This window comes from Anaerococcus sp. NML200537, from assembly GCF_026131715.1.
In the GTDB taxonomy this organism is placed as follows: Bacteria; Bacillota; Clostridia; order Tissierellales; family Peptoniphilaceae; genus Anaerococcus; species Anaerococcus kampingae.
This window is the reverse complement of sequence record NZ_JAMXSL010000009.1, coordinates 1-19,562: the sequence shown is the minus strand read 5'-3', so window position 1 is coordinate 19,562 and position 19,562 is coordinate 1. Positions and strand designations below refer to the sequence as shown.

At 30.7% G+C, this 19,562-nt stretch carries 27 protein-coding genes; 3 read left to right on the top strand and 24 right to left on the bottom strand.

Annotation, left to right across the window (positions count from 1 at the left end):
• Positions 1-63: 63 nt before the first annotated feature.
• Together NH288_RS03805 and dut are read right to left on the bottom strand one after the other, a co-directional pair.
• Complete coding sequence (locus NH288_RS03805) at positions 64-594, bottom strand: hypothetical protein (protein ID WP_265213209.1); 531 nt, start codon at positions 592-594, stop codon at positions 64-66.
• Complete coding sequence (gene dut / locus NH288_RS03800) at positions 594-1,019, bottom strand: dUTP diphosphatase (protein WP_265213207.1); 426 nt, start codon at positions 1,017-1,019, stop codon at positions 594-596. The genes NH288_RS03805 and dut overlap by 1 nt, the downstream gene beginning before the upstream one ends.
• 78 nt (positions 1,020-1,097) lie before the next feature.
• Between dut and pepT the strand changes: the two genes are divergently transcribed.
• The gene (pepT, locus tag NH288_RS03795; RefSeq protein WP_265213205.1) at positions 1,098-2,318 is read left to right on the top strand and encodes a peptidase T; all 1,221 of its coding nucleotides are present in this window, start codon (positions 1,098-1,100) and stop codon (positions 2,316-2,318) included.
• A 79-nt stretch (positions 2,319-2,397) separates the two neighbouring features.
• A complete protein-coding gene (locus tag NH288_RS03790) occupies positions 2,398-2,628 on the top strand; it encodes an elastin-binding protein EbpS (RefSeq protein WP_265213204.1) in 231 nt (76 codons plus the stop codon).
• A gap of 72 nt (positions 2,629-2,700) precedes the next feature.
• On the opposite strand, the gene NH288_RS03785 is transcribed toward NH288_RS03790, so the two are convergent.
• From NH288_RS03785 to NH288_RS03690, 20 genes are all read right to left on the bottom strand, one after another.
• The gene (locus NH288_RS03785; protein WP_265213202.1) at positions 2,701-3,936 is read right to left on the bottom strand and encodes a peptidase U32 family protein; all 1,236 of its coding nucleotides are present in this window, start codon (positions 3,934-3,936) and stop codon (positions 2,701-2,703) included.
• Between the two features lies 1 nt (position 3,937).
• Positions 3,938-4,564, bottom strand: a complete 627-nt coding sequence (locus tag NH288_RS03780) for an O-methyltransferase (RefSeq protein WP_265213201.1) — start codon at positions 4,562-4,564, stop codon at positions 3,938-3,940.
• Positions 4,551-6,227, bottom strand: a complete 1,677-nt coding sequence (locus NH288_RS03775) for a ribonuclease J (protein WP_265213199.1) — start codon at positions 6,225-6,227, stop codon at positions 4,551-4,553. Before NH288_RS03775 ends, NH288_RS03780 begins: the two co-directional genes overlap by 14 nt.
• Complete coding sequence (locus tag NH288_RS03770) at positions 6,227-6,667, bottom strand: Fur family transcriptional regulator (protein WP_106460248.1); 441 nt, start codon at positions 6,665-6,667, stop codon at positions 6,227-6,229. Before NH288_RS03770 ends, NH288_RS03775 begins: the two co-directional genes overlap by 1 nt.
• Positions 6,657-6,899: a DUF1292 domain-containing protein gene (locus NH288_RS03765; RefSeq protein ID WP_265213196.1), complete on the bottom strand. Its 243-nt coding sequence runs from the start codon at positions 6,897-6,899 to the stop codon at positions 6,657-6,659. The genes NH288_RS03770 and NH288_RS03765 overlap by 11 nt, the downstream gene beginning before the upstream one ends.
• Positions 6,892-7,311, bottom strand: a complete 420-nt coding sequence (gene ruvX / locus NH288_RS03760; RefSeq protein WP_265213194.1) for a Holliday junction resolvase RuvX — start codon at positions 7,309-7,311, stop codon at positions 6,892-6,894. The genes NH288_RS03765 and ruvX overlap by 8 nt, the downstream gene beginning before the upstream one ends.
• On the bottom strand, positions 7,304-7,564 hold the full coding sequence (locus NH288_RS03755) for an IreB family regulatory phosphoprotein (protein ID WP_106460245.1): 261 nt from the start codon (positions 7,562-7,564) through the stop codon (positions 7,304-7,306). Before NH288_RS03755 ends, ruvX begins: the two co-directional genes overlap by 8 nt.
• A 4-nt stretch (positions 7,565-7,568) precedes the next feature.
• Positions 7,569-10,187: an alanine--tRNA ligase gene (gene alaS / locus NH288_RS03750; RefSeq protein ID WP_265213192.1), complete on the bottom strand. Its 2,619-nt coding sequence runs from the start codon at positions 10,185-10,187 to the stop codon at positions 7,569-7,571.
• 9 nt (positions 10,188-10,196) lie between these two features.
• A complete protein-coding gene (locus NH288_RS03745; protein WP_265213190.1) occupies positions 10,197-10,598 on the bottom strand; it encodes an RrF2 family transcriptional regulator in 402 nt (133 codons plus the stop codon).
• Positions 10,599-10,606: 8 nt separating this feature from the next.
• Positions 10,607-11,260, bottom strand: coding sequence for a DUF655 domain-containing protein (locus tag NH288_RS03740; RefSeq protein WP_265213188.1), 654 nt, complete (start codon positions 11,258-11,260; stop codon positions 10,607-10,609).
• Positions 11,261-11,284: 24 nt separating this feature from the next.
• The gene (rsfS, locus tag NH288_RS03735) at positions 11,285-11,593 is read right to left on the bottom strand and encodes a ribosome silencing factor (protein ID WP_265213186.1); all 309 of its coding nucleotides are present in this window, start codon (positions 11,591-11,593) and stop codon (positions 11,285-11,287) included.
• Positions 11,568-12,152, bottom strand: coding sequence for a bis(5'-nucleosyl)-tetraphosphatase (symmetrical) YqeK (gene yqeK, locus NH288_RS03730; RefSeq protein ID WP_265213184.1), 585 nt, complete (start codon positions 12,150-12,152; stop codon positions 11,568-11,570). The genes rsfS and yqeK overlap by 26 nt, the downstream gene beginning before the upstream one ends.
• A complete protein-coding gene (nadD, locus tag NH288_RS03725; RefSeq protein ID WP_265213182.1) occupies positions 12,145-12,741 on the bottom strand; it encodes a nicotinate (nicotinamide) nucleotide adenylyltransferase in 597 nt (198 codons plus the stop codon). Before nadD ends, yqeK begins: the two co-directional genes overlap by 8 nt.
• Complete coding sequence (gene yhbY, locus NH288_RS03720; RefSeq protein WP_106460238.1) at positions 12,741-13,025, bottom strand: ribosome assembly RNA-binding protein YhbY; 285 nt, start codon at positions 13,023-13,025, stop codon at positions 12,741-12,743. The genes nadD and yhbY overlap by 1 nt, the downstream gene beginning before the upstream one ends.
• An 8-nt stretch (positions 13,026-13,033) precedes the next feature.
• Positions 13,034-14,314, bottom strand: coding sequence for a GTPase ObgE (gene obgE / locus NH288_RS03715; protein ID WP_265213180.1), 1,281 nt, complete (start codon positions 14,312-14,314; stop codon positions 13,034-13,036).
• Positions 14,315-14,367: 53 nt separating this feature from the next.
• Positions 14,368-14,649, bottom strand: a complete 282-nt coding sequence (gene rpmA, locus NH288_RS03710) for a 50S ribosomal protein L27 (protein ID WP_072537410.1) — start codon at positions 14,647-14,649, stop codon at positions 14,368-14,370.
• Positions 14,646-14,963 (bottom strand): ribosomal-processing cysteine protease Prp, encoded by a 318-nt coding sequence (locus NH288_RS03705; RefSeq protein ID WP_265213178.1) that lies wholly within the window; start codon positions 14,961-14,963, stop codon positions 14,646-14,648. The genes rpmA and NH288_RS03705 overlap by 4 nt, the downstream gene beginning before the upstream one ends.
• Positions 14,963-15,274 carry a 50S ribosomal protein L21 gene (gene rplU / locus NH288_RS03700; RefSeq protein ID WP_265213177.1) on the bottom strand — a complete coding sequence of 104 codons (312 nt, stop codon included), beginning with the start codon at positions 15,272-15,274 and terminating at the stop codon, positions 14,963-14,965. The genes NH288_RS03705 and rplU overlap by 1 nt, the downstream gene beginning before the upstream one ends.
• Positions 15,275-15,372: 98 nt before the next feature.
• Positions 15,373-16,536, bottom strand: a complete 1,164-nt coding sequence (thiI, locus tag NH288_RS03695) for a tRNA uracil 4-sulfurtransferase ThiI (RefSeq protein WP_265213176.1) — start codon at positions 16,534-16,536, stop codon at positions 15,373-15,375.
• A complete protein-coding gene (locus tag NH288_RS03690) occupies positions 16,536-17,645 on the bottom strand; it encodes a cysteine desulfurase family protein (RefSeq protein ID WP_265213175.1) in 1,110 nt (369 codons plus the stop codon). Before NH288_RS03690 ends, thiI begins: the two co-directional genes overlap by 1 nt.
• A gap of 68 nt (positions 17,646-17,713) precedes the next feature.
• On the opposite strand from NH288_RS03690, the gene NH288_RS03685 reads away from it, so the two are divergent.
• Positions 17,714-18,628, top strand: coding sequence for a ribonuclease H-like domain-containing protein (locus tag NH288_RS03685; protein WP_265213174.1), 915 nt, complete (start codon positions 17,714-17,716; stop codon positions 18,626-18,628).
• On the opposite strand, the gene NH288_RS03680 is transcribed toward NH288_RS03685, so the two are convergent.
• Together NH288_RS03680 and NH288_RS03675 are read right to left on the bottom strand one after the other, a co-directional pair.
• Positions 18,623-19,318 carry a uracil-DNA glycosylase gene (locus NH288_RS03680; RefSeq protein WP_414731748.1) on the bottom strand — a complete coding sequence of 232 codons (696 nt, stop codon included), beginning with the start codon at positions 19,316-19,318 and terminating at the stop codon, positions 18,623-18,625. The two genes, NH288_RS03685 and NH288_RS03680, sit on opposite strands and share 6 nt — an antisense overlap.
• Positions 19,305-19,562 (bottom strand): signal peptidase II (locus NH288_RS03675; RefSeq protein WP_265213173.1); only part of this gene is annotated, 258 nt, incomplete at its 5' end. The genes NH288_RS03675 and NH288_RS03680, both read right to left, overlap by 14 nt.

The following is a 19,562-nucleotide window of genomic DNA, read 5'->3' as shown; positions in this document are numbered from 1 at the left end:
TTATACCTCTCTATTCTACTATACCTCTTAAGAAAAAAGACTCATGAATTATCATGAGCTTAGTTATTGTAAGTTTAAGGTTTTAACATTTGTTATCCAGCTACTTGCACTCTTAGAGTTTGTATCGATTATTGCTAAAGTGCCATATGAAGGATTAAATTCAAGCAGAGGTTGTCCCTCTATTTTATAAACTAAATATATTCTATCTACTTCAAGCGCTACTGACATAGGATATCTTGTTGCACTTCCATTAGTGTCTTCTATTTCTATAGTTGGTCTATCCCTGAAGTTATAATCTAAATTTCCTATTAGCTTTTCTAATGATATTCCTTCAATTTCGACTTTCTCTAAACCGTTATTAATGTATACTTCTGTCTTATTTGAGCCTAAAGATTTCAATTCTTTGATCGAAAAAGACTTTAGTTCATCGCCATTTCCCTTTATTATTACAATATTATTATTGTATTTTGACATTGTCATATCTTCATACTTTTTCTTAATAAATACGGCAACAAAGGCTAGTACTATAGCAAATAATCCCAATAGAAAGAGTTTGTATTTATTCTTTTTAAATAATTTATAATACTTATTCATCATCTTCCTGTAGAACCAAATCCGCCTTCATTTCTTTGGCTTGCTGATAAATTTTCTACTTCTTCAATTTCACATCTTAAATAAGGCTGAATTACTAACTGAGCAAGTCTTTCTCCGTTTTTAATAATTTGTTCTTCCTTACCATAATTATAAAAAAACATCATTAATTCTCCCCTATAGTCAGAGTCAATTACACCCAATGTATTGGCGAGCATAAGCTGTCTTTTTACTCCTGTAGATGATCTTGGATAAACTGCACCAAAAAATCCTTCAGGTATCTCTACTTTTAACCCAGTATGTACCTTAACAGTTTCATTAGGTTTAATGGTAATGTCATCCTTAGTCTTACAATATAAGTCAATACCAGCGGCATGTTCTGTAGCATAAGCTGGTACTTGATTGTCTGTTATAATCTTTAATTTCATCCTATCACCTTCCTTATTTAGTATACCAATTTTAGCTCATTTTACAATTGCAAGTATAATAGTGACAAAGGAGATGCTATGAAAAAAATAGAAGAAAGATTTTTAAATTATATAAGTTTTGATACCAAAAGCGACCCAGAAAAAGGAGAAATTCAAAAACCTTCTACAGAAGGCCAATTAGTTTTAGCAAGGCAATTAAAAAAAGAACTTGAAGACTTGGGTCTTGTTGCAGAAATTAATGAAGAAGGTTTTGTATTTTCTGAGATAAAATCCAATTCAGAGAAAGATCTACCAAAAGTTGGTTTCATATCACATATGGATACATCACCAGAAATGTATGGAAAAATTGACAATCCACAAATTATCAAATATGAAGGTGGAGATATAAAACTAAATGAAGAAAAATCTATAAAAGTTGAAGATTTCCCTTACTTAAATGACTTAGTAGGTACTACCCTAATTACAACTAGGGGTGAATCTCTTTTAGGTGCTGATGATAAGGCGGGAATTGCTGCAATAATGCATGCTATTGATTATATTTTAAGTAACCCTGATATTAAACATGGTGATATAAAAATCGCCTTTACTCCAGATGAAGAAATAGGTACTGGTTGTGATTCTTTTGATGTAGAAAAGTTTGGAGCTGATTTTGCCTATACTATTGATGGTGGAATTTTAGGTGAATTAGAATACGAATCATTTAATGCTGCAGACGCAAAAATTACTATAAGAGGTAAATCTATACATCCTGGTTCTGCTAAAAACACTATGATTAACTCTATAAGCGTTGCAAATGAATTTGATAGACTATTAGGTGATGTTAGACGTCCTGAGCATACTGAAGGATATGAGGGCTTCTTCCATTTATTAGATATAAAGGGTGAAACAGAAATTACTAAACTGCACTATATTATTCGTGATCACGATAGAGATACTTTTGAAAAAATGAAGGAAGAAATTAAAGATAATGCTTCTTACCTAAACAAGAAATATGGTAATATTATCGATGTAAATCTATCAGACTCTTATTATAATATGGGTGATGTTATAAAAAATCATATGGATATAGTAGATATTGCTAAAAATGCCATGGAAAATCTAGATATCATTCCACTTGTTAGTCCAATAAGAGGCGGTACGGATGGATCTAAACTTTCTTTTATGGGACTACCAACACCTAATATTTTCACTGGTGGCATGAATTTTCACGGCATTTATGAGCATATACCAATTGAACATATGCAAAAAGCAAGTGATGTTATAGTCGAAATTATTAAATTAATAGAGAAGTCATATTAGGAAAATGATTGTAAAATTTTCTTAAATGTGTTATCATATTAATATAAGAATGCTTAATGTAGATAAAAAAGGAGATATTATGGCAGATAACAAAGTTACAAATGACAACCAATACAAAGGCAACAAAGAACTAGATAAAAAAGTTAGAGAAGAAAACAAAGAAACCGGTGGTGAATCTTTAGATAAAAAACTAAGTCCTGACCAAGAAAATCTTAGATCAATTTCTGATGAAGCTGATGAAAATTCAAACGTTGGTGTTGAAGCAAGAAGAACAAGAGCAGATTTTTCAGAAAATCCTTCTGAAGATTAATAGCGGATACTTATTATTAAAAAGACGAGGAAACAAAACCTCGTCTTTTTTAATGTTTATATGAAAATTATCTTATTTTTCTATCTCTTTTCTTAAAATATCTCCTACTTCTAAAGGTAAGTCGATTTTAATTCTAATTAACTGTTTTGGCTTGTTTGCAACTTCAATTTCTTCGCCATTTTCATCTTCCATATAATCAATTTCAAAATCATAGAAATCCTTACTATTACCAAATATTTCTATATGATCACCTTTGAAAAACCTATTTCTTTGTTCAATTGTTGCAATTTTAGTATCCTTATCATAAGCTTTGACAAGACCTATAAAATCATAATTTCTTATATAAGAAGATGTACCATAAATTTGATCATTTTCATCTGGTTTATTATAGAAAAATCCTTTAGTGAAGTGCCTATGGCTTGCTTTGTTTATTTCTTTAAAATATTTTTCTGCTAATTCTTTTGAAAAATTGCCATCATAATATGCATCAATTACCTGTCTATATGACCTAATTACGGTTGCAACATAAAAAGGCGTCTTCATTCTTCCTTCTATTTTAAAGCTATCTATACCAGCTTCTATTAATTTATCTACTTCCTCAATTAGGCATAGGTCTTTAGAATTCATGATAAAAGTACCACCATTACCATCTTCTTCTATTGGATAATATTCACCAGGTCTGGTTTCTTCTTGAAGAGAGTATTTCCACCTACATGGTTGGGCGCAATCTCCCCTATTAGCATCTCTTCCAGTCATATATGATGATAATAAGCATCTTCCCGAATAAGATATACACATTGCCCCATGTATGAAACATTCAATTTCCATATCTTTTGGAGTATTCGCTCTAATCTCAGTTATTTCTTTTAAAGATAGTTCTCTAGCTAAAATTACTCTTTTAGCACCCATTTCGTACCAAAAATTAACAGTAGCTGAGTTTGTTACAGAAGCCTGGGTTGAAATGTGTAAATCAATATCTGTATGTTTTTTAGCTAAATTAAATATACCTGGGTCAGATATTATTAAGGCATCAATACCGATTGTATTTAAGTGTTCAAGGTATTGGACAATACCTGTCATATCACCATCATGGGGCATTATATTCATAGTAACATGCACTCTGACATTCTTAGAATGAGCATATTCTACAGCTTTTTTTAATTCTTCATCATTAAAGTTTTTTGCATTTGCCCTTAAACCAAAGTTATCTCCGGCAAGATAAACTGCATCCGCCCCAAATTTTATAGCAGTCTGTAGTTTTTCAAAATCTCCCGCGGGGGCAAGTAGTTCTACTTTTTTATTTTCCATTTTATCTCCTTACGCTGATTGTAAGTCCATCACCTATGGGGATAATTGAACTTATGAAATCCTCGTTATTTGTTATATAGGCTAAAAATTTTCTTAAATTTTTAACTAAAGTTATCTTTCGTTTTTCTATCAGATCATCATTACAAACTTCACCTCTAAAAAGTACATTATCTGCAACAATGATCCCTCCCTCATTTAATAATTTGCTTGTTATTTTAAAATAGTCTAGGTATCTAGACTTATTAGCATCTATGAAAACAAAATCAAAGCCTTGATCAATACTTCTCAAGGCTTTCATAGCATCATTATTTATCAAGTTGATGCTTGTTTTATATTTCTTAAAATTATTATTTGCTATTTTTGCAGTCTCTTCATCTATTTCTATTGTTGTAATCTGTGCATCAGAATACTTAGAAAATATTAAGGAAGAATATCCTATAGCTGTACCTATTTCAAGTATTTTTTTAGGCTTAGCAATTTTTATTAGACTTACCAGTAATTCTTTTGTCTGGCTATTCATAATAGGAACTCTATTTTCCTTGGCATATTTTCTTAATTCAATAAAATCTACATCTTCAAGCAAATCTTCTATAAATTGGGAGCTGTATTTATAGTTAATATTTCCCATTTTCTATTCCAGATATTACGGGTAATATCATTGGATCCCTACCTAGTTCATTGTAAATATATGATTTTAGGTCTTCTCTAATCTGATATTTTATTTGACTTAAGGCCTTAATATCGTCTTTTTTACATTTGTCTATAGATCTTAACACGATATCTCTTGCATTTTCGATTATATCTTGGTTTTCTTTTACATAAACAAAACCACGTGATACTATCTCAGGTCCTGCCAGTAATTCTTGTGTATGTTTATCAAAGGTTATGGATACAACCATTAGCCCATCTTCAGATAGATGCTTTCTATCTTTCAATACAATATTTCCAACATCACCTATACCTGATCCGTCAACAAGTACATTTCCTGCTTGAACCTTACCTTTTATTTGGGCAGATTTTTTACTAAATTCGATTACATCCCCATTTTCAACTATAAAGATGTTCTCCCTTGGTTGGCCCATATCTACTGCGATATCAGCATGTTTTTTAAGCATTCTTATCTCACCGTGAGCAGGGATTAAATACTTTGGTGTAACTAACTGGTACATAAGTTTAATTTCTTCTTGGCAAGCGTGCCCAGATGCATGGACTTGAGCTAGAGAAGAATATATTATCTTACACCCAATTTTTGTAAGGTTGTTAATTGTTGTATTAATTGCCATCTCATTGCCTGGAATAGGTGATGAAGATAGAATAACTGTGTCAGTTTCGTTTAAACTAATCTGTCTGTGTTCTTTATTTGCCATTCTTGTTAGGGCACTGAGAGGTTCACCTTGGGTTCCTGTAGATAGGATTACAAGCTCATCATCAGCATATTTTTTAATTGCTTTCATATCTATTAAGGTGTTCTTTTTAATCTTAAGGAAACCTAACTCAGTTGCAATCTTGACGTTATTTAACATTGACCTACCTGATAGGGCAACTTTTCTATTGTATTTTTCTGCTGCTGTAATGATTTGTTGGACTCTGTGAAGGTTTGATGCAAAGGTAGCCACTATAATTCTTGACTTAGCTTGGCCAAATATTTTTATAAAGGTTTCTCCTACTGTCTTTTCACTTACAGAAAATCCTTCTCTTTCAACATTTGTTGAGTCAGCAAATAGGGCTAATACACCTTTTCTTCCAAGTTCAGCAAGCCTTTGTATATCTGTTGGATCGTTATCAATTGGAGTGAAATCCATCTTGAAGTCCCCTGTAAAGATTACTGTTCCTACTGGTGACTTAACAGCTATAGCGCAAGCATCTGGTATAGAGTGACTTACTCTTATAAATTCTACACTTAGGCTTCCTGCCTTAACTGTATTATTTACATTTACCATTTTAATCTTGTTTGTATTTAAGCCGTGCTCTTTAAATTTGTTTCCTAAAAGTCCTTTAGTCAACTTAGAACAATAGACATTTGTATCAACATTTTTAAGAAAGTATGGGATTGCACCTATATGGTCTTCGTGACCATGGGTTACAAATATACCTCGTAATTTATTTTTATTTTCTTCTACATAGGTAAAGTCTGGAATAACTATGTCAACACCTAACATTTCGCTGTCTGGGAATGTTAGACCGCAGTCAATCATAATCATGTCATTTCCATATTCTACCACTGTGCAGTTTTTTCCTATTTCGTGTAATCCCCCCATTGGGATTATTCTTAATTTCTTTTCATTTGTCATTATTTCTCCTCATTTTTCTGACAATCGGAACATACTCCATAAATCCTCAAAGAATAATAAGACAAATCAAAGTCATAATTTTCTTTCAATGAGTTTTTTACTTCATCCACGGATAAAAACTCATCTTCTAATATTTTCCCACATTTTGTACAAATGATATGATCATGGTGATCACTTTCTGGGTCTATTAATTCATAAGTATAAGCTTGGTCGGTAAATTCTTGTTTATTAACTATACCCAACTCTTCAAATATATTTAAAGTTCTATAAATAGTTGCAATTCCAACCTGCTTATGGTCTTGATGAACAATAGAGAAAAGTTCTTCGGGTGTTAAATGCTTTTGTGAAGAATTTTTCAAAACAGTAAATATCAGCTGTCTTTGTTTAGTAAATTTTTGGTTGTTATTCTCAAAAATCTTCTTTACTTGTTCAATGTTCATTAATTTCTCTTTTCATCTCTTCATAAAATTCAATTATTTCATTTAATTGATTCTGATCTTCTATGGATTTAAATATAACTTCATCAGCTTCATTTATTACTTCTACAATTAATATCATATCGTCTATTGGATTTTTTAAAGCTGCATAATTATTATCATCAATTCCGAAAGTGTCTTCTATATTAAATTCAACTTCATTATTATTTTCATCCAGTAAAAAGATGCTATCCATTATTTCTCCTATCCAAATAGCTTTGTAAGATAAAGCTAGCAGCGATTTTATCAATATGTTTCTTTCTATTCTCACGTCTTACAGACATATCAATAAGAACTGCCTCAGATTCTAACGTTGTCATTCTTTCATCTTGATATATTATCTCTATATCTAATCTTTTCTTGATAAGATCAACAAAGCTTATAACTCGCATAGCCTGAGGGCCAATAGTATTGTTCATATTTTTAGGAAGTCCTACTATTAACGTAGAAACTTCATTTTCGTTAACAAGCTCTTCTATCCTATCGATATCGAATTTTACTTTTGTTCTTTTTATTGTTTCTAATGGTTGGCTAGTAATAAGCATTGGGTCACTTAGAGCAATCCCAATGGTCTTATCTCCAACATCTAAAGCCATTATTCTAGTCATTGATGTAATTATTCAATAATTCTTCTAATATCTTATCTCTATCAACTGCTCTAATAAGCTTTCTAGCGCCGTTGTGTGCTGTTATATAAGTAGGATCACCAGATAATAGGTATCCAACTATTTGAGAATTTGGCTTATAACCCTTTTCTTCAAGAGCTTTATATACTGTAGTTAATATTTCTCTAATATCATTTTTCTCTACATCTTCTCTCTTAAAGAGCATAGTTTCATTAAACTTATTATTATCAGTCATAAAATTACTCCTTGATTAATTCACAAGCCTTGTCTAAGGCTTTATCTAATGCAGATATGTCATTTCCACCAGCTTGTGCGAAGTTTTTCCTTCCTCCACCATTACCGCCGGCAACTTTTGCCATTTCTTTTACAATTTGACCTGCATTATATTTGTCTGTTAAATTATCATCTACTGATACAGTGAATATGATCTTATCTGTAACAGTTGCAAATACAATGACTAAATTAGAATATTGGTTTTTAATCCTATTTTCCAAATCTCTTAATTCATCTACGCTTACATTATCAAATTTAGCTACTAATAGGTTAATGCCATTTACTTCTTCGATTTTTTCTTTTAACTCTCCAAATAAATCTTTATTTGATTGAGATTTTAATCTCTTAATCTCATCATCTTTGTTATCCAGAGCATTTTTAATAGATTTTATTTTAGATTCAATATTATTAACCTTAGTATCTAAGCTATCAGCAATACTCTTTAATTTATTTTCTTGAGCTAATATTAAATCATAAACAGCTCTTCCTGTGATAGCTTCGATTCTTCTAACACCAGCTGCTGCAGATGATTCAGATTCTATCTTAAAGATTAAGACTTCAGATGTGTTATTAACATGACAACCACCACATAGCTCTTTAGAATAATCACCCATAGATACAACTCTTACGGTTTCTTTATACTTATCTTCAAATAGTCCAATAGCACCGATTTCTTCTGATTTTTTATAATCCATGTATTCCTTCTTAACAGGAAGTTCAGCTCTAATTTTTTCGTTAACTATTTTTTCTATTTGTAAAATTTCCTCATTGCTTAATGCTTTATTATGTGAAAAATCAAATCTAAGTTTATTTTGATCAACTAAAGAACCCGCTTGTTTTATATCCTTTCCTAAAACATCGATTAATGCCTGATCAAGTAAGTGTGTTGCAGAGTGATTTCTTTGAATATCATATCTTCTTTCCAAATTAATTTTGAATTCTGCATCGTCATTAACAACAAGCTCACCCTCTACAATTTCAACATAGTGGAAAATTATATCATTTTTCTTTTGTACATCTATGACTTTTGCCTTACCATTATCTGTTAATATATATCCGGTATCAGCTACTTGTCCGCCACCTTCTGGATAAAACGAAGTTTTATTACTTATTACTATACCTTTGTTAGAATTTTTTATCGATTCTTTTTCTTCATTATCTACAAATATTGCTATTATTTTAGCATTGACGTCAAATTCATCATAACCAACAAATTCTGTCTTTTCAATATGATCTGTAATTAGATTATCATGGTTTGAACCCTTGTCAACCTTACGAGCATTTCTTGCAAGATTTCTTTGCTTTTCCATCTCTTCTTCAAATTTCTTTTCATCTACTTCAAGATTTTCTTCCTCAAGTATTTCCTTTGTAAGATCAAGTGGGAATCCATAAGTATCATATAATTTGAAAGCATCTGACCCATCTAATACCTTTTGTCCGTTTGCTTTTGTTGTAGCTATAAGATCATTAAGTATATCCAATCCTTGGTTTATTGTTTTTTGGAATCTATTTTCTTCATCACTTATAACTTTATGAATATTATCTTGATTATCTACTAATTCATCATATTCAGCCTTATATGTTTCTACTACCTTGTCAACAATTTTATTTAAGAATGAGCCTTCAATACCTAATAATTTACCATGTCTGTAAGCTCTTCTTATAAGTCTTCTTAGAACATATCCACGTTTTTCATTTGATGGAATAACCCCATCTGAAACTAAAAATGTCATTGCCTTAGCATGATCTGCTATAACTCTGATTGATACATCGTCTTTTTTATTTTCTTTATATTTTTTGTTAGATAATTTCTCAATTTCAGATATTATCTCTGTCATTACATCAATTTCAAAAATATTATCTTTTCCTTGAAGAACCATTGCAATTCTTTCTAGACCCATGCCTGTATCGATATTTGGATGTGCTAAATTTGTATAATTGCCTTGGTTATCTTTATTAAATTGTGTAAATACAAGATTCCATACTTCCATAAATCTATCTGAATCATCGTTGCCAGGCATGTTGTCATTTTCATCAATAGCTCTTTCAACTCCCCTATCAACAAAGATTTCTGAGCATGGTCCACAAGGTCCTACTTCTAATTCCCAGAAGTTATCCTCTTTTCCTTGTCTAAGAATTCTTTCAGCTGGCATTTTTATTTCGTCATGCCAAATATTATAGGCTTCATCATCGTCTTTATACACAGTTACCCATAAATCATTTTTGTCTATACCTAATCTATCAGTTAGAAATTCATAAGCCCAGCTAATTGCTTCTCTCTTAAAATAATCACCAAAAGAGAAGTTACCTAGCATCTCAAAAAATGTACCGTGACGCTCAGTTTTTCCTACTCTTTCTATGTCACCAGTACGAACACATCTTTGAGATGAAGTGGCTCTGTTGTTCTTCATCTTTTTTTCACCTGTAAAGTATTTCTTTAGAGGTGCCATACCAGCATTTATTAATAAAAGAGTATCATCATCAATTGGTGTTAATGGAAATGATTTTAAAAGTGTATGTTTTTTTTCATTTGCAAAAAATTCTAAGTAGCTTTTCCTAAGCTCATTCATTCCTAAGTTTTTCATCTGTTCTCCTTAAATTTCATGTTTGACAATATTATCCAAAGTTATGGAATCGACAGCCTCATTTATTAGACTGTCTAATTTTGTAAATACATCATATGCATCACATTTTTCAGCGCACTCAACTTTTCCACTTACGCATTCACTCATTGTTAAGTCTCCCTCTAAGCTCCTTAGAATTTGACCAATGGAAATTTCTTTAAGTGGCTTACTTATCTTGTATCCGCCCTTTGGGCCACGGCTTGATTTTATCAAGTCATCTTTTCTTAGCATTCTTACTAATTGTTCTAAATAATTTTCTGATAAGTTTAAATTCTCACTAATTTCAGAAACAGGTACATAGCCCTTATTTTCATTTTCTGCTATATAGAATATTGCTCTAAGCCCATACCTGCCTCTTGTTGATAATTTCATATATACCCCTATACTGTTATCAAATCTTTCATTGCCTCAAAATATTTATCACCTATGCCACTAACATTTTTTATCTCTTCAATCTTCTCAAATCGCTTCTGCTTCCTATATTCTATAATAGCATCCGCCCTTTTTTCACCTATGTTAGGTAGGGTCATAAGTTCTTCTTTACTGGCAATATTTATATTAATTTTAGCCTGTAATCTTTGATTGGAAATAGATTGACTTTGCCCTAATGTTTGTGGGTTATCAGCATTTATGTTTTGATTCTCATCAATATTAGGTATGTATATTTTCATCTGATCTTCTAACCTTAAGGCTAGATTTATCGCATTTATATCTGCCCTTTCTGTTAGCCCACCTGCCTTTTTTACTAAATCATCTAATCTATCACCATCTTCTATAGCATAAACACCAGAATGTAATACTTCTCCAGATATGTATACTTTTTTATCAAGATTTTCTAAATCTGAGTCTACATCTTTTTCATTTGCATTTTCTTTTTGTTCTTTATTTTTCTGGTCAGGTTCTTCTACAATTATGCTTTCTTCCTTTTTAGTAAATTTATCAATTATACTATTATCTGAAAAAACATTGGCTACTAAAAAGGCTAAAGCTATGATAGCTGCAAATATAAATTTGTCTTTTCTATCTTTAGGCATACTTACTCCTAATAATCTATGGGGTTAATTCTCCCATAGATTATCTATATCATAGAACTCTCTTTGTTTATGAGTGAAGATATGGACAATAACATCACTTACATCTATTAAAATCCATTCACCTTCTCTTAATCCTTCGTTCGATAAGACGTCATAGCCTTCTTTTGCCAAGGCTTCTTCTATATAATCAGCTAAGGCTCTAGTTTGATTTACAGAGTTACCTGTGGCTACAACAAAATAATCAGCTACAGAAGAGTCCTCTAATTTTATTACATTTATATCATCGGCTAATTTGTCTTCAAGTGTTTTAACTATTATGTCTAGTTTTTGCATTTTTCTCCTCTATTAAGTAATTTCTTGCTTCAATACTTAGTGGATTTATAATTGATTTTTTTGATATTAAAAACTTTATACTGCTGTCAAGCAGCATAAGCATAGTGTCGTTTAAATCAACAACCGATTTTCTTCTAATATCTTCAATTCCTTTAAAATCCCTATTAGGTTCTATAGCATCAGCAATAAATACTATTTTCTCTAATTTGGTCATATTTTTCTTGCCAGTAGTATGAAAACTTATTGCTGATAATAAATCCTCATCGTTAATATTATACACTTTTTTTGCTAATTCCGCTCCTAAAAACGAATGAAGAACTGGGTCATTTTCTGAACTAACTGGATACTTTTTAATATCAATTCCTAGCTTATTTATAATTCTCTTTTCATTGTATTTTGCACAATCATGTAGGATTCCTGCAAGATAAGCTTTGTTTTCATCTACTCCAAAGACCCTTGCTAAATTACTTGCTGTTTTAGCTACTCTTAGACTGTGGTTGTATCTTTTTTCGCCTATATCTTCTAATATTTTTTCTTTAATATAATCAAGATTATGCATACAAATTCCTCTGTTTTATAATGTAGTCAACTTCATCTTTTACAAGATATTTAATACTTTTCTCATCCTTTACTAAAGACCTTATTAGAGTTGAGGATATATTGATACTTAAACTATTTACTAAGGATATATTCGGATTATCTTTCCTGATTTTTTTTACTTTGTCAACAAGTTTGCTATGTGGATCTATACCCTCCCTGGAAAAAACAATTATATTGGAGTCTAATATATATTTATAATTCTTCCAAGTATCTATAGTCATAAATGAGTCCTCGCCCATTATATAAAATATTTCATGTTCCTTTAGAGAATCTGTAAAATATTTTATTGTATCGTGGGTGTACCTGATTACCTGATCAGTAGATTCAAAGGTAGATAAGATTATCTTATCATTGTCTTTAATAGCCTCGCTTACCATTTCAACTCTAGTATTGACTTCTGTAATCTTCTTATCTTTTTTATGAGGAGGATTAGATGAAGGTAATATGATAATTCTATCAAGATTCATATAATTAATCACATTTTCCATCACTATTAGATGACCTAAATGTATTGGGTCAAATGTTCCTCCATAAAGTCCTATCCTCATTATAAGTTATAAGAATTTGATTCGTTTTTTCTGTAAATTGTAATTATTGATCCTATATGTGAAATAAACTCACAATTTAATTTGTTAATTATAGTATCAATAATTTCATCAGCATCATCTAGATTATTATTTAATATTTTAATTTTTATTAATTCTCTAGCTTCTAAAGCTTCATCAATTGCTTCTAGTAATTGATCTGTCACTGAAAATTTACCTATATTTATCACTGGTTTAAAATCATGAGCTTCTTGCTTAAGCATAGCTCTTTGCTTTCCTGTTAACATTTTTCCTCCTATTCATAGTACTCAAAAACAATATCGCCTACTGCAACACTGTCTCCATCTTTTATTCCCATTTCTTTTAGTTTATCAAATACTTCCATCTCTCTTAAAGTTGACTCAAAGTACATTCTAGAATCATAATCATCTATATCTATTTTTTTTATTAGATTATCAATTCTTTTTCCATAAACTATATAAATATCATCTTCTTTTGTAAAGTTTAGATCATAATCAATTTCTTTATTATAAAATTCATCTAAGAAGTTTTCGTCTACTTCTTCCATAAGAGCAAACTCTTCTTCTTTTCTCTTATCTAGATCAAAAGCTACATAATCAATCATATCTTTTATACCTTGAGTGGTAGCAGCTGATATTTTGAAAATTTTATAAGAATTTCCAAATTCTTTTATAAACTCTTCGGCATTATTATTAGAATCTAATTCTGATTTATTAAGGGCGATTATCATTGGTTTTTTAGCTAAATCGTCATTATAAAGTTCTAATTCTTTATTAATTAGCTTAAAATCATCAATTGGATTTCTTCCTTCAAGTCCTGCTATATCTACAACATGAATTAGTATCCTGCATCTTTCTACATGCTTTAAAAAATCATGACCTAGACCTTGTCCTTCATTTGCACCTTCGATTAGACCAGCAATATCTGCAACTATAAAACTTCTCTCACTATCAACTTGGACTACCCCAAGATTAGGATCAATTGTTGTAAAATGATAATTAGCAATCTTTGGTTTTGCTTTACTTATTACGGATAAAAGAGTTGATTTACCTACATTTGGTAAGCCTACAAGTCCTACATCAGCTAGTACTTTTAACTCAAAGATTACATTGATTTCTTGACCTTTTCTTCCTGACTCAGCAAACCTTGGAGCTTGTCTAATAGAGTTTTTAAAGTGGACGTTACCTCTACCACCTCTACCACCTTTGGCAATTAAAAATTCTTCACCATCTTTGTTTAAATCTTTTATTATAATATTTGATTCTTCTTCTCTTATAATGGTTCCTACTGGAACTGGGATTATTAAATTTTCACCCTTTTTCCCAAATTTCTTATTTTTTCCGCCTTGTTCACCATTTTCTGCATGGAATTTTTTCTTATATCTAAATTCATCAAGGGTTGAGAGGTTCCTTGTGGCTTTTATAATTATTGAGCCACCATTTCCTCCATCACCACCAGCTGGTCCGCCAGTTGGTTCATATTTTTCCCTTCTCCAGGCTACTGCGCCATTACCACCATCGCCTGCCTTTAAGCTTACTTTTGCTAAATCTATCATATTTATCCTTTCATAAAAAAAGGCTTGCCAAAGGCAAGCTTAATTTTTCTTAACTATTGTGCATAAACAGATACTTGTTTTCTGCTTTTGCCTTTTCTTTCGAATTTTACAACACCTTCACATGAAGCATAAAGAGTATCATCAGCACCTCTTTTGACATTGTTACCTGGGTGGATTTTTGTTCCTCTTTGTCTAACAATGATTGTTCCAGCGTTTACAAATTGACCATCTGCTCTTTTAACGCCAAGTCTTTTAGCTCTTGAGTCTCTACCGTTCTTTGAAGATGAAACTCCCTTTTTACTTGAAAATCTTTGTAAATTAATATTTAATATCATGATTTCTCCTTATATTTTAATTTTACATAGCTGCTATAATTACCTAAAAGTGTTTCTATACCAGTCTTAAAGTAATCAAATATAACATCTGTATCCCTATTTGGACTAGTAATATTTACAGACATCATAACTTCATCATCTGTAAAAATCACATCATCAGCATATTTATCAAGACTATTTACACAAGTATAGGCAAGTATGGTTACAGCTGAACATACAAGGTCTTTGCCATATTCATCATATTCAGCATGACCTTTGATTTCAAATCCTACTATTTCGTCCTTATTAGCGATTAATAAATCAACATTAATCATTAAAGACTTATGCTATTAATTTTTACTAAAGTATAAGGTTGTCTGTGACCGTGTTTTTTTCTATATTGTTTTTTAGGTTTATATTTAAACACTACGATTTTTTTAGCTTTATTTTGATCTTCAACAGTTGCAGATACTTTTGCACCTTCAACAACTGGGCTACCAACTTTGATATCTCCATCGTTAGATACTAATAAAACTTCTTCAAAATCAACAGTTTCACCAACTTCGTAATTAAGTTTTTCAACTCTTACCAAGTCACCTTCTGATACTTTATATTGTTTTCCACCTGTTTTGATTATTGCGTACATGGAAATCCTCCTATTTCTTAAATTCTCGCCAGCATTCGGGGATCAGAGCCCTAGCTGAGCGGTCTACTCATATATACTACTTCTGTTTAATAGTTTTGTCAAGATATTTCTATTATTTTCATCTTCTCAATAGCTTCATTCTCTAACTTTTCTATATCTAGATTTTCTTCAGACATCTTTATATATTTTAACTTAGGTTTTGTGAGTGGAGAATCAGGGGCAAATATTGAACAACAATCATCATATGGTTCTATAGACTTTTCATAGGAGCCTATCTTATATGATATATCAATAATATCCTTCTTATCCATAGCAACTAGTGGTCTTAAAATCGGCCTTTCTGATGAATCATTTATTACAGAAATAGATTCTATAGTCTGACTTGCTACTTGGCCTAAGCTTTCACCTGTAATTAAAGCTTGATACTCCTTATTTTCAGCAATTTTATTGGCAATCCTCATCATAAACCTCCTAGATAAGATGGTCGTTTCCCTCCTATCACAGTTTTGATTTATTGCCTTATAAATATCAGCTAAATTTATCGAATATATTGTCATTTTGCCTGTATATGCAGATAAAATTTCTCCTAGGTCAATCGCTTTTTGCAAGGCTCTTTTTGAAGTAAAAGGATATGAATGGAAATGTAAGCAGTCAATCTTCATTCCTCTTTTTGCCACCATAAACCCAGCCACTGGTGAATCAATTCCTCCGGATAAGAGCAATAGACCTTTTCCTGAAGAACCAATTGGAAGGCCTCCTAAGCCCTCAAACCTATCGGCATATACATAAACATTTTCTTTTACATCTATATAAAGCTTAAAATCAGGATTATGAACATCCACCCTTAGGTTTGGGAAATCCCTTAGCATAAATCCACCTATTTTTGCACTTAATTCAGGACTTTTTAGCTTAAAAGTTTTATCAGTTCTTCTACTTTCTACCTTAAAAGTGTATTTATTGTCAGCATATGAGTTTTCAACAACCTCTTTTGCTGCTTCATATATAGAATCAAGATCTTTATTTGTTTTTAAAACATAGGCAAGATAAGAAATCCCAAATACCTTTAAGATATTTTCCTTTAATTTGTCGAAATCTTGCCTATCAGCTTCAATATAGAGTTTTGAAGATTCTGTATAAATCTTGCCGTGTTTGATTTCTCTTATATTTCTTTTTATATTATTAATTGCTTGTTTGTAGAAAATATTTCTATTTTTACCCTTTAAAAATATTTCGCCAAAGCTAACCGCAATCATCCATTCCATTATATTACCATCCTTATTAGTTCAATACTTCTTTTTAGAATATCTATTGTAAAATCAAGGTCTTCTTTGCTTATTTCTCCACTGAAAGAAAATCTAATTGCCCCATCCATATATTTTTCATCTAAATCTATAGCAGATAAAATCCTGCTATCATCACCCTTTGAGCAGGCAGAGCCGCTTGATACATAAATTTCCTCTTCTTCCAGCATATGGAGTAAAACCTCAGCCTTAATATTTGCAAAAGCAACATCTAGAATATATGCAGAACAATTTTCTTCTGGAGAAATTATATAGTAATCATCAATACTATCTTTTATTAAAGATCTAAAATATAAGTTAATTTCTTTAATATATTCATACTCATTAGCTTCAATTTGTTTTCTTAGGGCAATCGCCATAGCATATATTGATGGGGCATCGCTTGTTCCAGATGATATTATTTCTTGATAGCCTCCATCCAAAATAGGTTTAACCTTTGCGGTTATATCCTTCTTTATATAAAGTCCACCCATTTGTTTCGGACCGTGAAATTTATGGGCGGAGAAACTCATCATATCAACACCTAGTGACTTAACATCACAGTTTATCTTCCCTAGAGCTTGCGTTGCGTCAACATGTAAAATAATATTTTTGTTATAAGATTTTATAATTTTAGAAATTTTTCTAATATCTTGAATACAACCTATTTCATTATTTACATATATTATTGATACAAAACTGATATCATTGTTTAATTGTTTTTTTAAATCATTAAGGTCAATAAAACCATATTTATCGTTATCTAGGTAAATGACTTTATCAAAATCAGATTTTTTAAAAGCTTCGTACACTGAAGAATGCTCTATTTTACTTGTTAACGCCACCCCATCAAAAGATTTGATGGCTATATTATTTGATTCACTAGCTGATTTTGTAAAAAATACTTCACTCTCGGCAGACGAGATAACACTAGCTATATATTTCCTACTTTTTTTTATTAAATTTTCTGCTTCCATACCAAATGAATGGAGGGCACTTGGATTTGCAAAGGTCTCTTCTTGAGCTTTTACATACGCTTTTATTGCCTCATCATACATCTTTGTAGTCGCAGCATTATCTAAATAGATCATACATACTCCTTAATATTTCTATTATATTAGAAGTAAGTTAGATTACAAATCTATAGTATAATAATGTTATGATTACAATTAAAAAATATTTAAAATCAAATAAAATAACAAGTCACGACCTTGTTTTGGATATTGAAACTACTGGCTTAGATTTTAAAAGGGATAAGCTTGTTTTGCTTGGTCTTGTGAAACTTATAAATAATAAAACATATATCTTTCAATATTTTGCAGAAGATGATAGTGAGGAAGAAAGATTACTTAACATATATTTACGAGAAATTAAAGATAAAAGAGTTATTAGCTTTAATGGGGAAATATTTGACTTCGAATTTTTAAATTCACGTTTATTAGCTCATGAGAAATTTCCAATAATAGTAGATGATAGTTTCGACATTTATAGGATAATTAAAAGAAGTTCAAAATTTATCTATTTTGATTCTATGAAGCTTATCGATATAGAAAAACTAATCGGTATTAATAGAAATGATCCAAGTAGATACAAGGTAATTTCTAAACTAAAAGATGACCTTAAAAAAAGAGATAAGCCTTATCCTATATTAAAGCACAATGAGAATGATTTAATAGCTACGGCCGAGCTTGCCGATATAAAAGAAATACTTAAAGAAAAATTAGGAATTGCTACAAAGTTTGGTAATATTTACATCTCTAATGCTAATATTAATAAAGACATAGCAAATATAGAATTTATATCAGATAAAAATCTGAATGAAACATATTTGGTTAAAGACAACTATCAAATAGTAATAAAAGATAATTTGATAAGACTCAACCTATTCGTCCTATACGGAAATTTCCCAGATGGGTCAAATGGTCATGTTGCAATTAATACTTTAAATATTACAAATAATTCAAATACTGAAATTAACGAAAATCTCTTAATTATCAGACAAGATTTTTTATATAATTATAAAAATCTCTTAGCTTTAGCGAAAAAAATAATAGAGACTCTCGATAGCCTATAAACTATCTGGAGTCTCTATTTTCCAATCAATCTCTTTTTCATTATTCTTTTTTAGAAATTGATTTGTTCTTGAAAAAACTTTTGATCCAAAAAATCCTCTCCTTGCTGATAAAGGCGAAGGATGTGATGATTTTATAATTAAGTGTTTAGGATTCGTTATGAATTTTTCTTTAGCTATGGCGTTATTTCCCCAGAGAATGAAGACACATGGACTTTCTTTCTTATTTAGTATCTTAATAATTTCATCTGTAAAAATTTGCCAACCAATATTTTTATGAGAATTAGGTTTCTTTTCCACAACTGTTAGACTTGTATTAAGTAAAAGCACTCCTTGTTTAGCCCAAGAAACTAGTGAACCAGTATCAGCGATTGGAATGCCTAAGTCTGATTCTAATTCCTTATAAATATTTTTAAGTGAAGGCGGTATCTTTACACCTTCATTAACTGAAAAAGCTAATCCATTTGCCTGGCCAAAATTATAGTAAGGATCTTGGCCCAAAATAAGAACCTTAGTATCTTCATAAGAGGATAGTCTAAGAGCATTAAAGATTTCATCTTTTGGAGGAACTATAGTGTTCTCTTTATAAGATTCTTCTAAAAAATCAGTTATTTCTTTAAAATAAGGCTTAGCAAATTCAGCTTCTAATATTTCATCCCAATCATTTCCTATAATGTTTTTAATTCTCTTCATGAATAAAAAGTATATATATTATTGATAAGCCACAACCTATTGTGACAAAGATATCTGCAATATTAAATATTGGGAAATTTACAAAAGAGATCTCTATAAAATCTACAACATAACCATTAAAGGCTCTATCATAAAAATTACCCAAAGCTCCTGATATAATAAATGAAAGGGCTACATTTAATATGAGAGGATTATTTTTATAATTTTTAATAAAATAATATATTAAATAACAAACTATTCCTAC

Bases quoted from the DNA above. Each gene is read 5' to 3' on its own strand.
- NH288_RS03805 (WP_265213209.1), bottom strand. From the start codon at position 594: ATGAATAAGTATTATAAATTATTTAAAAAGAATAAATACAAACTCTTT.
- dut (WP_265213207.1), bottom strand. From the start codon at position 1,019: ATGAAATTAAAGATTATAACAGACAATCAAGTACCAGCTTATGCTACA.
- pepT (WP_265213205.1), top strand. From the start codon at position 1,098: ATGAAAAAAATAGAAGAAAGATTTTTAAATTATATAAGTTTTGATACC.
- NH288_RS03790 (WP_265213204.1), top strand. From the start codon at position 2,398: ATGGCAGATAACAAAGTTACAAATGACAACCAATACAAAGGCAACAAA.
- NH288_RS03785 (WP_265213202.1), bottom strand. From the start codon at position 3,936: ATGGAAAATAAAAAAGTAGAACTACTTGCCCCCGCGGGAGATTTTGAA.
- NH288_RS03780 (WP_265213201.1), bottom strand. From the start codon at position 4,564: ATGGGAAATATTAACTATAAATACAGCTCCCAATTTATAGAAGATTTG.
- NH288_RS03775 (WP_265213199.1), bottom strand. From the start codon at position 6,227: ATGACAAATGAAAAGAAATTAAGAATAATCCCAATGGGGGGATTACAC.
- NH288_RS03770 (WP_106460248.1), bottom strand. From the start codon at position 6,667: ATGAACATTGAACAAGTAAAGAAGATTTTTGAGAATAACAACCAAAAA.
- NH288_RS03765 (WP_265213196.1), bottom strand. From the start codon at position 6,899: ATGGATAGCATCTTTTTACTGGATGAAAATAATAATGAAGTTGAATTT.
- ruvX (WP_265213194.1), bottom strand. From the start codon at position 7,311: ATGACTAGAATAATGGCTTTAGATGTTGGAGATAAGACCATTGGGATT.
- NH288_RS03755 (WP_106460245.1), bottom strand. From the start codon at position 7,564: ATGACTGATAATAATAAGTTTAATGAAACTATGCTCTTTAAGAGAGAA.
- alaS (WP_265213192.1), bottom strand. From the start codon at position 10,187: ATGAAAAACTTAGGAATGAATGAGCTTAGGAAAAGCTACTTAGAATTT.
- NH288_RS03745 (WP_265213190.1), bottom strand. From the start codon at position 10,598: ATGAAATTATCAACAAGAGGCAGGTATGGGCTTAGAGCAATATTCTAT.
- NH288_RS03740 (WP_265213188.1), bottom strand. From the start codon at position 11,260: ATGCCTAAAGATAGAAAAGACAAATTTATATTTGCAGCTATCATAGCT.
- rsfS (WP_265213186.1), bottom strand. From the start codon at position 11,593: ATGCAAAAACTAGACATAATAGTTAAAACACTTGAAGACAAATTAGCC.
- yqeK (WP_265213184.1), bottom strand. From the start codon at position 12,152: ATGCATAATCTTGATTATATTAAAGAAAAAATATTAGAAGATATAGGC.
- nadD (WP_265213182.1), bottom strand. From the start codon at position 12,741: ATGAGGATAGGACTTTATGGAGGAACATTTGACCCAATACATTTAGGT.
- yhbY (WP_106460238.1), bottom strand. From the start codon at position 13,025: ATGTTAACAGGAAAGCAAAGAGCTATGCTTAAGCAAGAAGCTCATGAT.
- obgE (WP_265213180.1), bottom strand. From the start codon at position 14,314: ATGATAGATTTAGCAAAAGTAAGCTTAAAGGCAGGCGATGGTGGTAAT.
- rpmA (WP_072537410.1), bottom strand. From the start codon at position 14,649: ATGATATTAAATATTAATTTACAAAGATTTTCAAGTAAAAAGGGAGTT.
- NH288_RS03705 (WP_265213178.1), bottom strand. From the start codon at position 14,963: ATGATTAATGTTGATTTATTAATCGCTAATAAGGACGAAATAGTAGGA.
- rplU (WP_265213177.1), bottom strand. From the start codon at position 15,274: ATGTACGCAATAATCAAAACAGGTGGAAAACAATATAAAGTATCAGAA.
- thiI (WP_265213176.1), bottom strand. From the start codon at position 16,536: ATGGAATGGATGATTGCGGTTAGCTTTGGCGAAATATTTTTAAAGGGT.
- NH288_RS03690 (WP_265213175.1), bottom strand. From the start codon at position 17,645: ATGATCTATTTAGATAATGCTGCGACTACAAAGATGTATGATGAGGCA.
- NH288_RS03685 (WP_265213174.1), top strand. From the start codon at position 17,714: ATGATTACAATTAAAAAATATTTAAAATCAAATAAAATAACAAGTCAC.
- NH288_RS03680 (WP_414731748.1), bottom strand. From the start codon at position 19,318: ATGAAGAGAATTAAAAACATTATAGGAAATGATTGGGATGAAATATTA.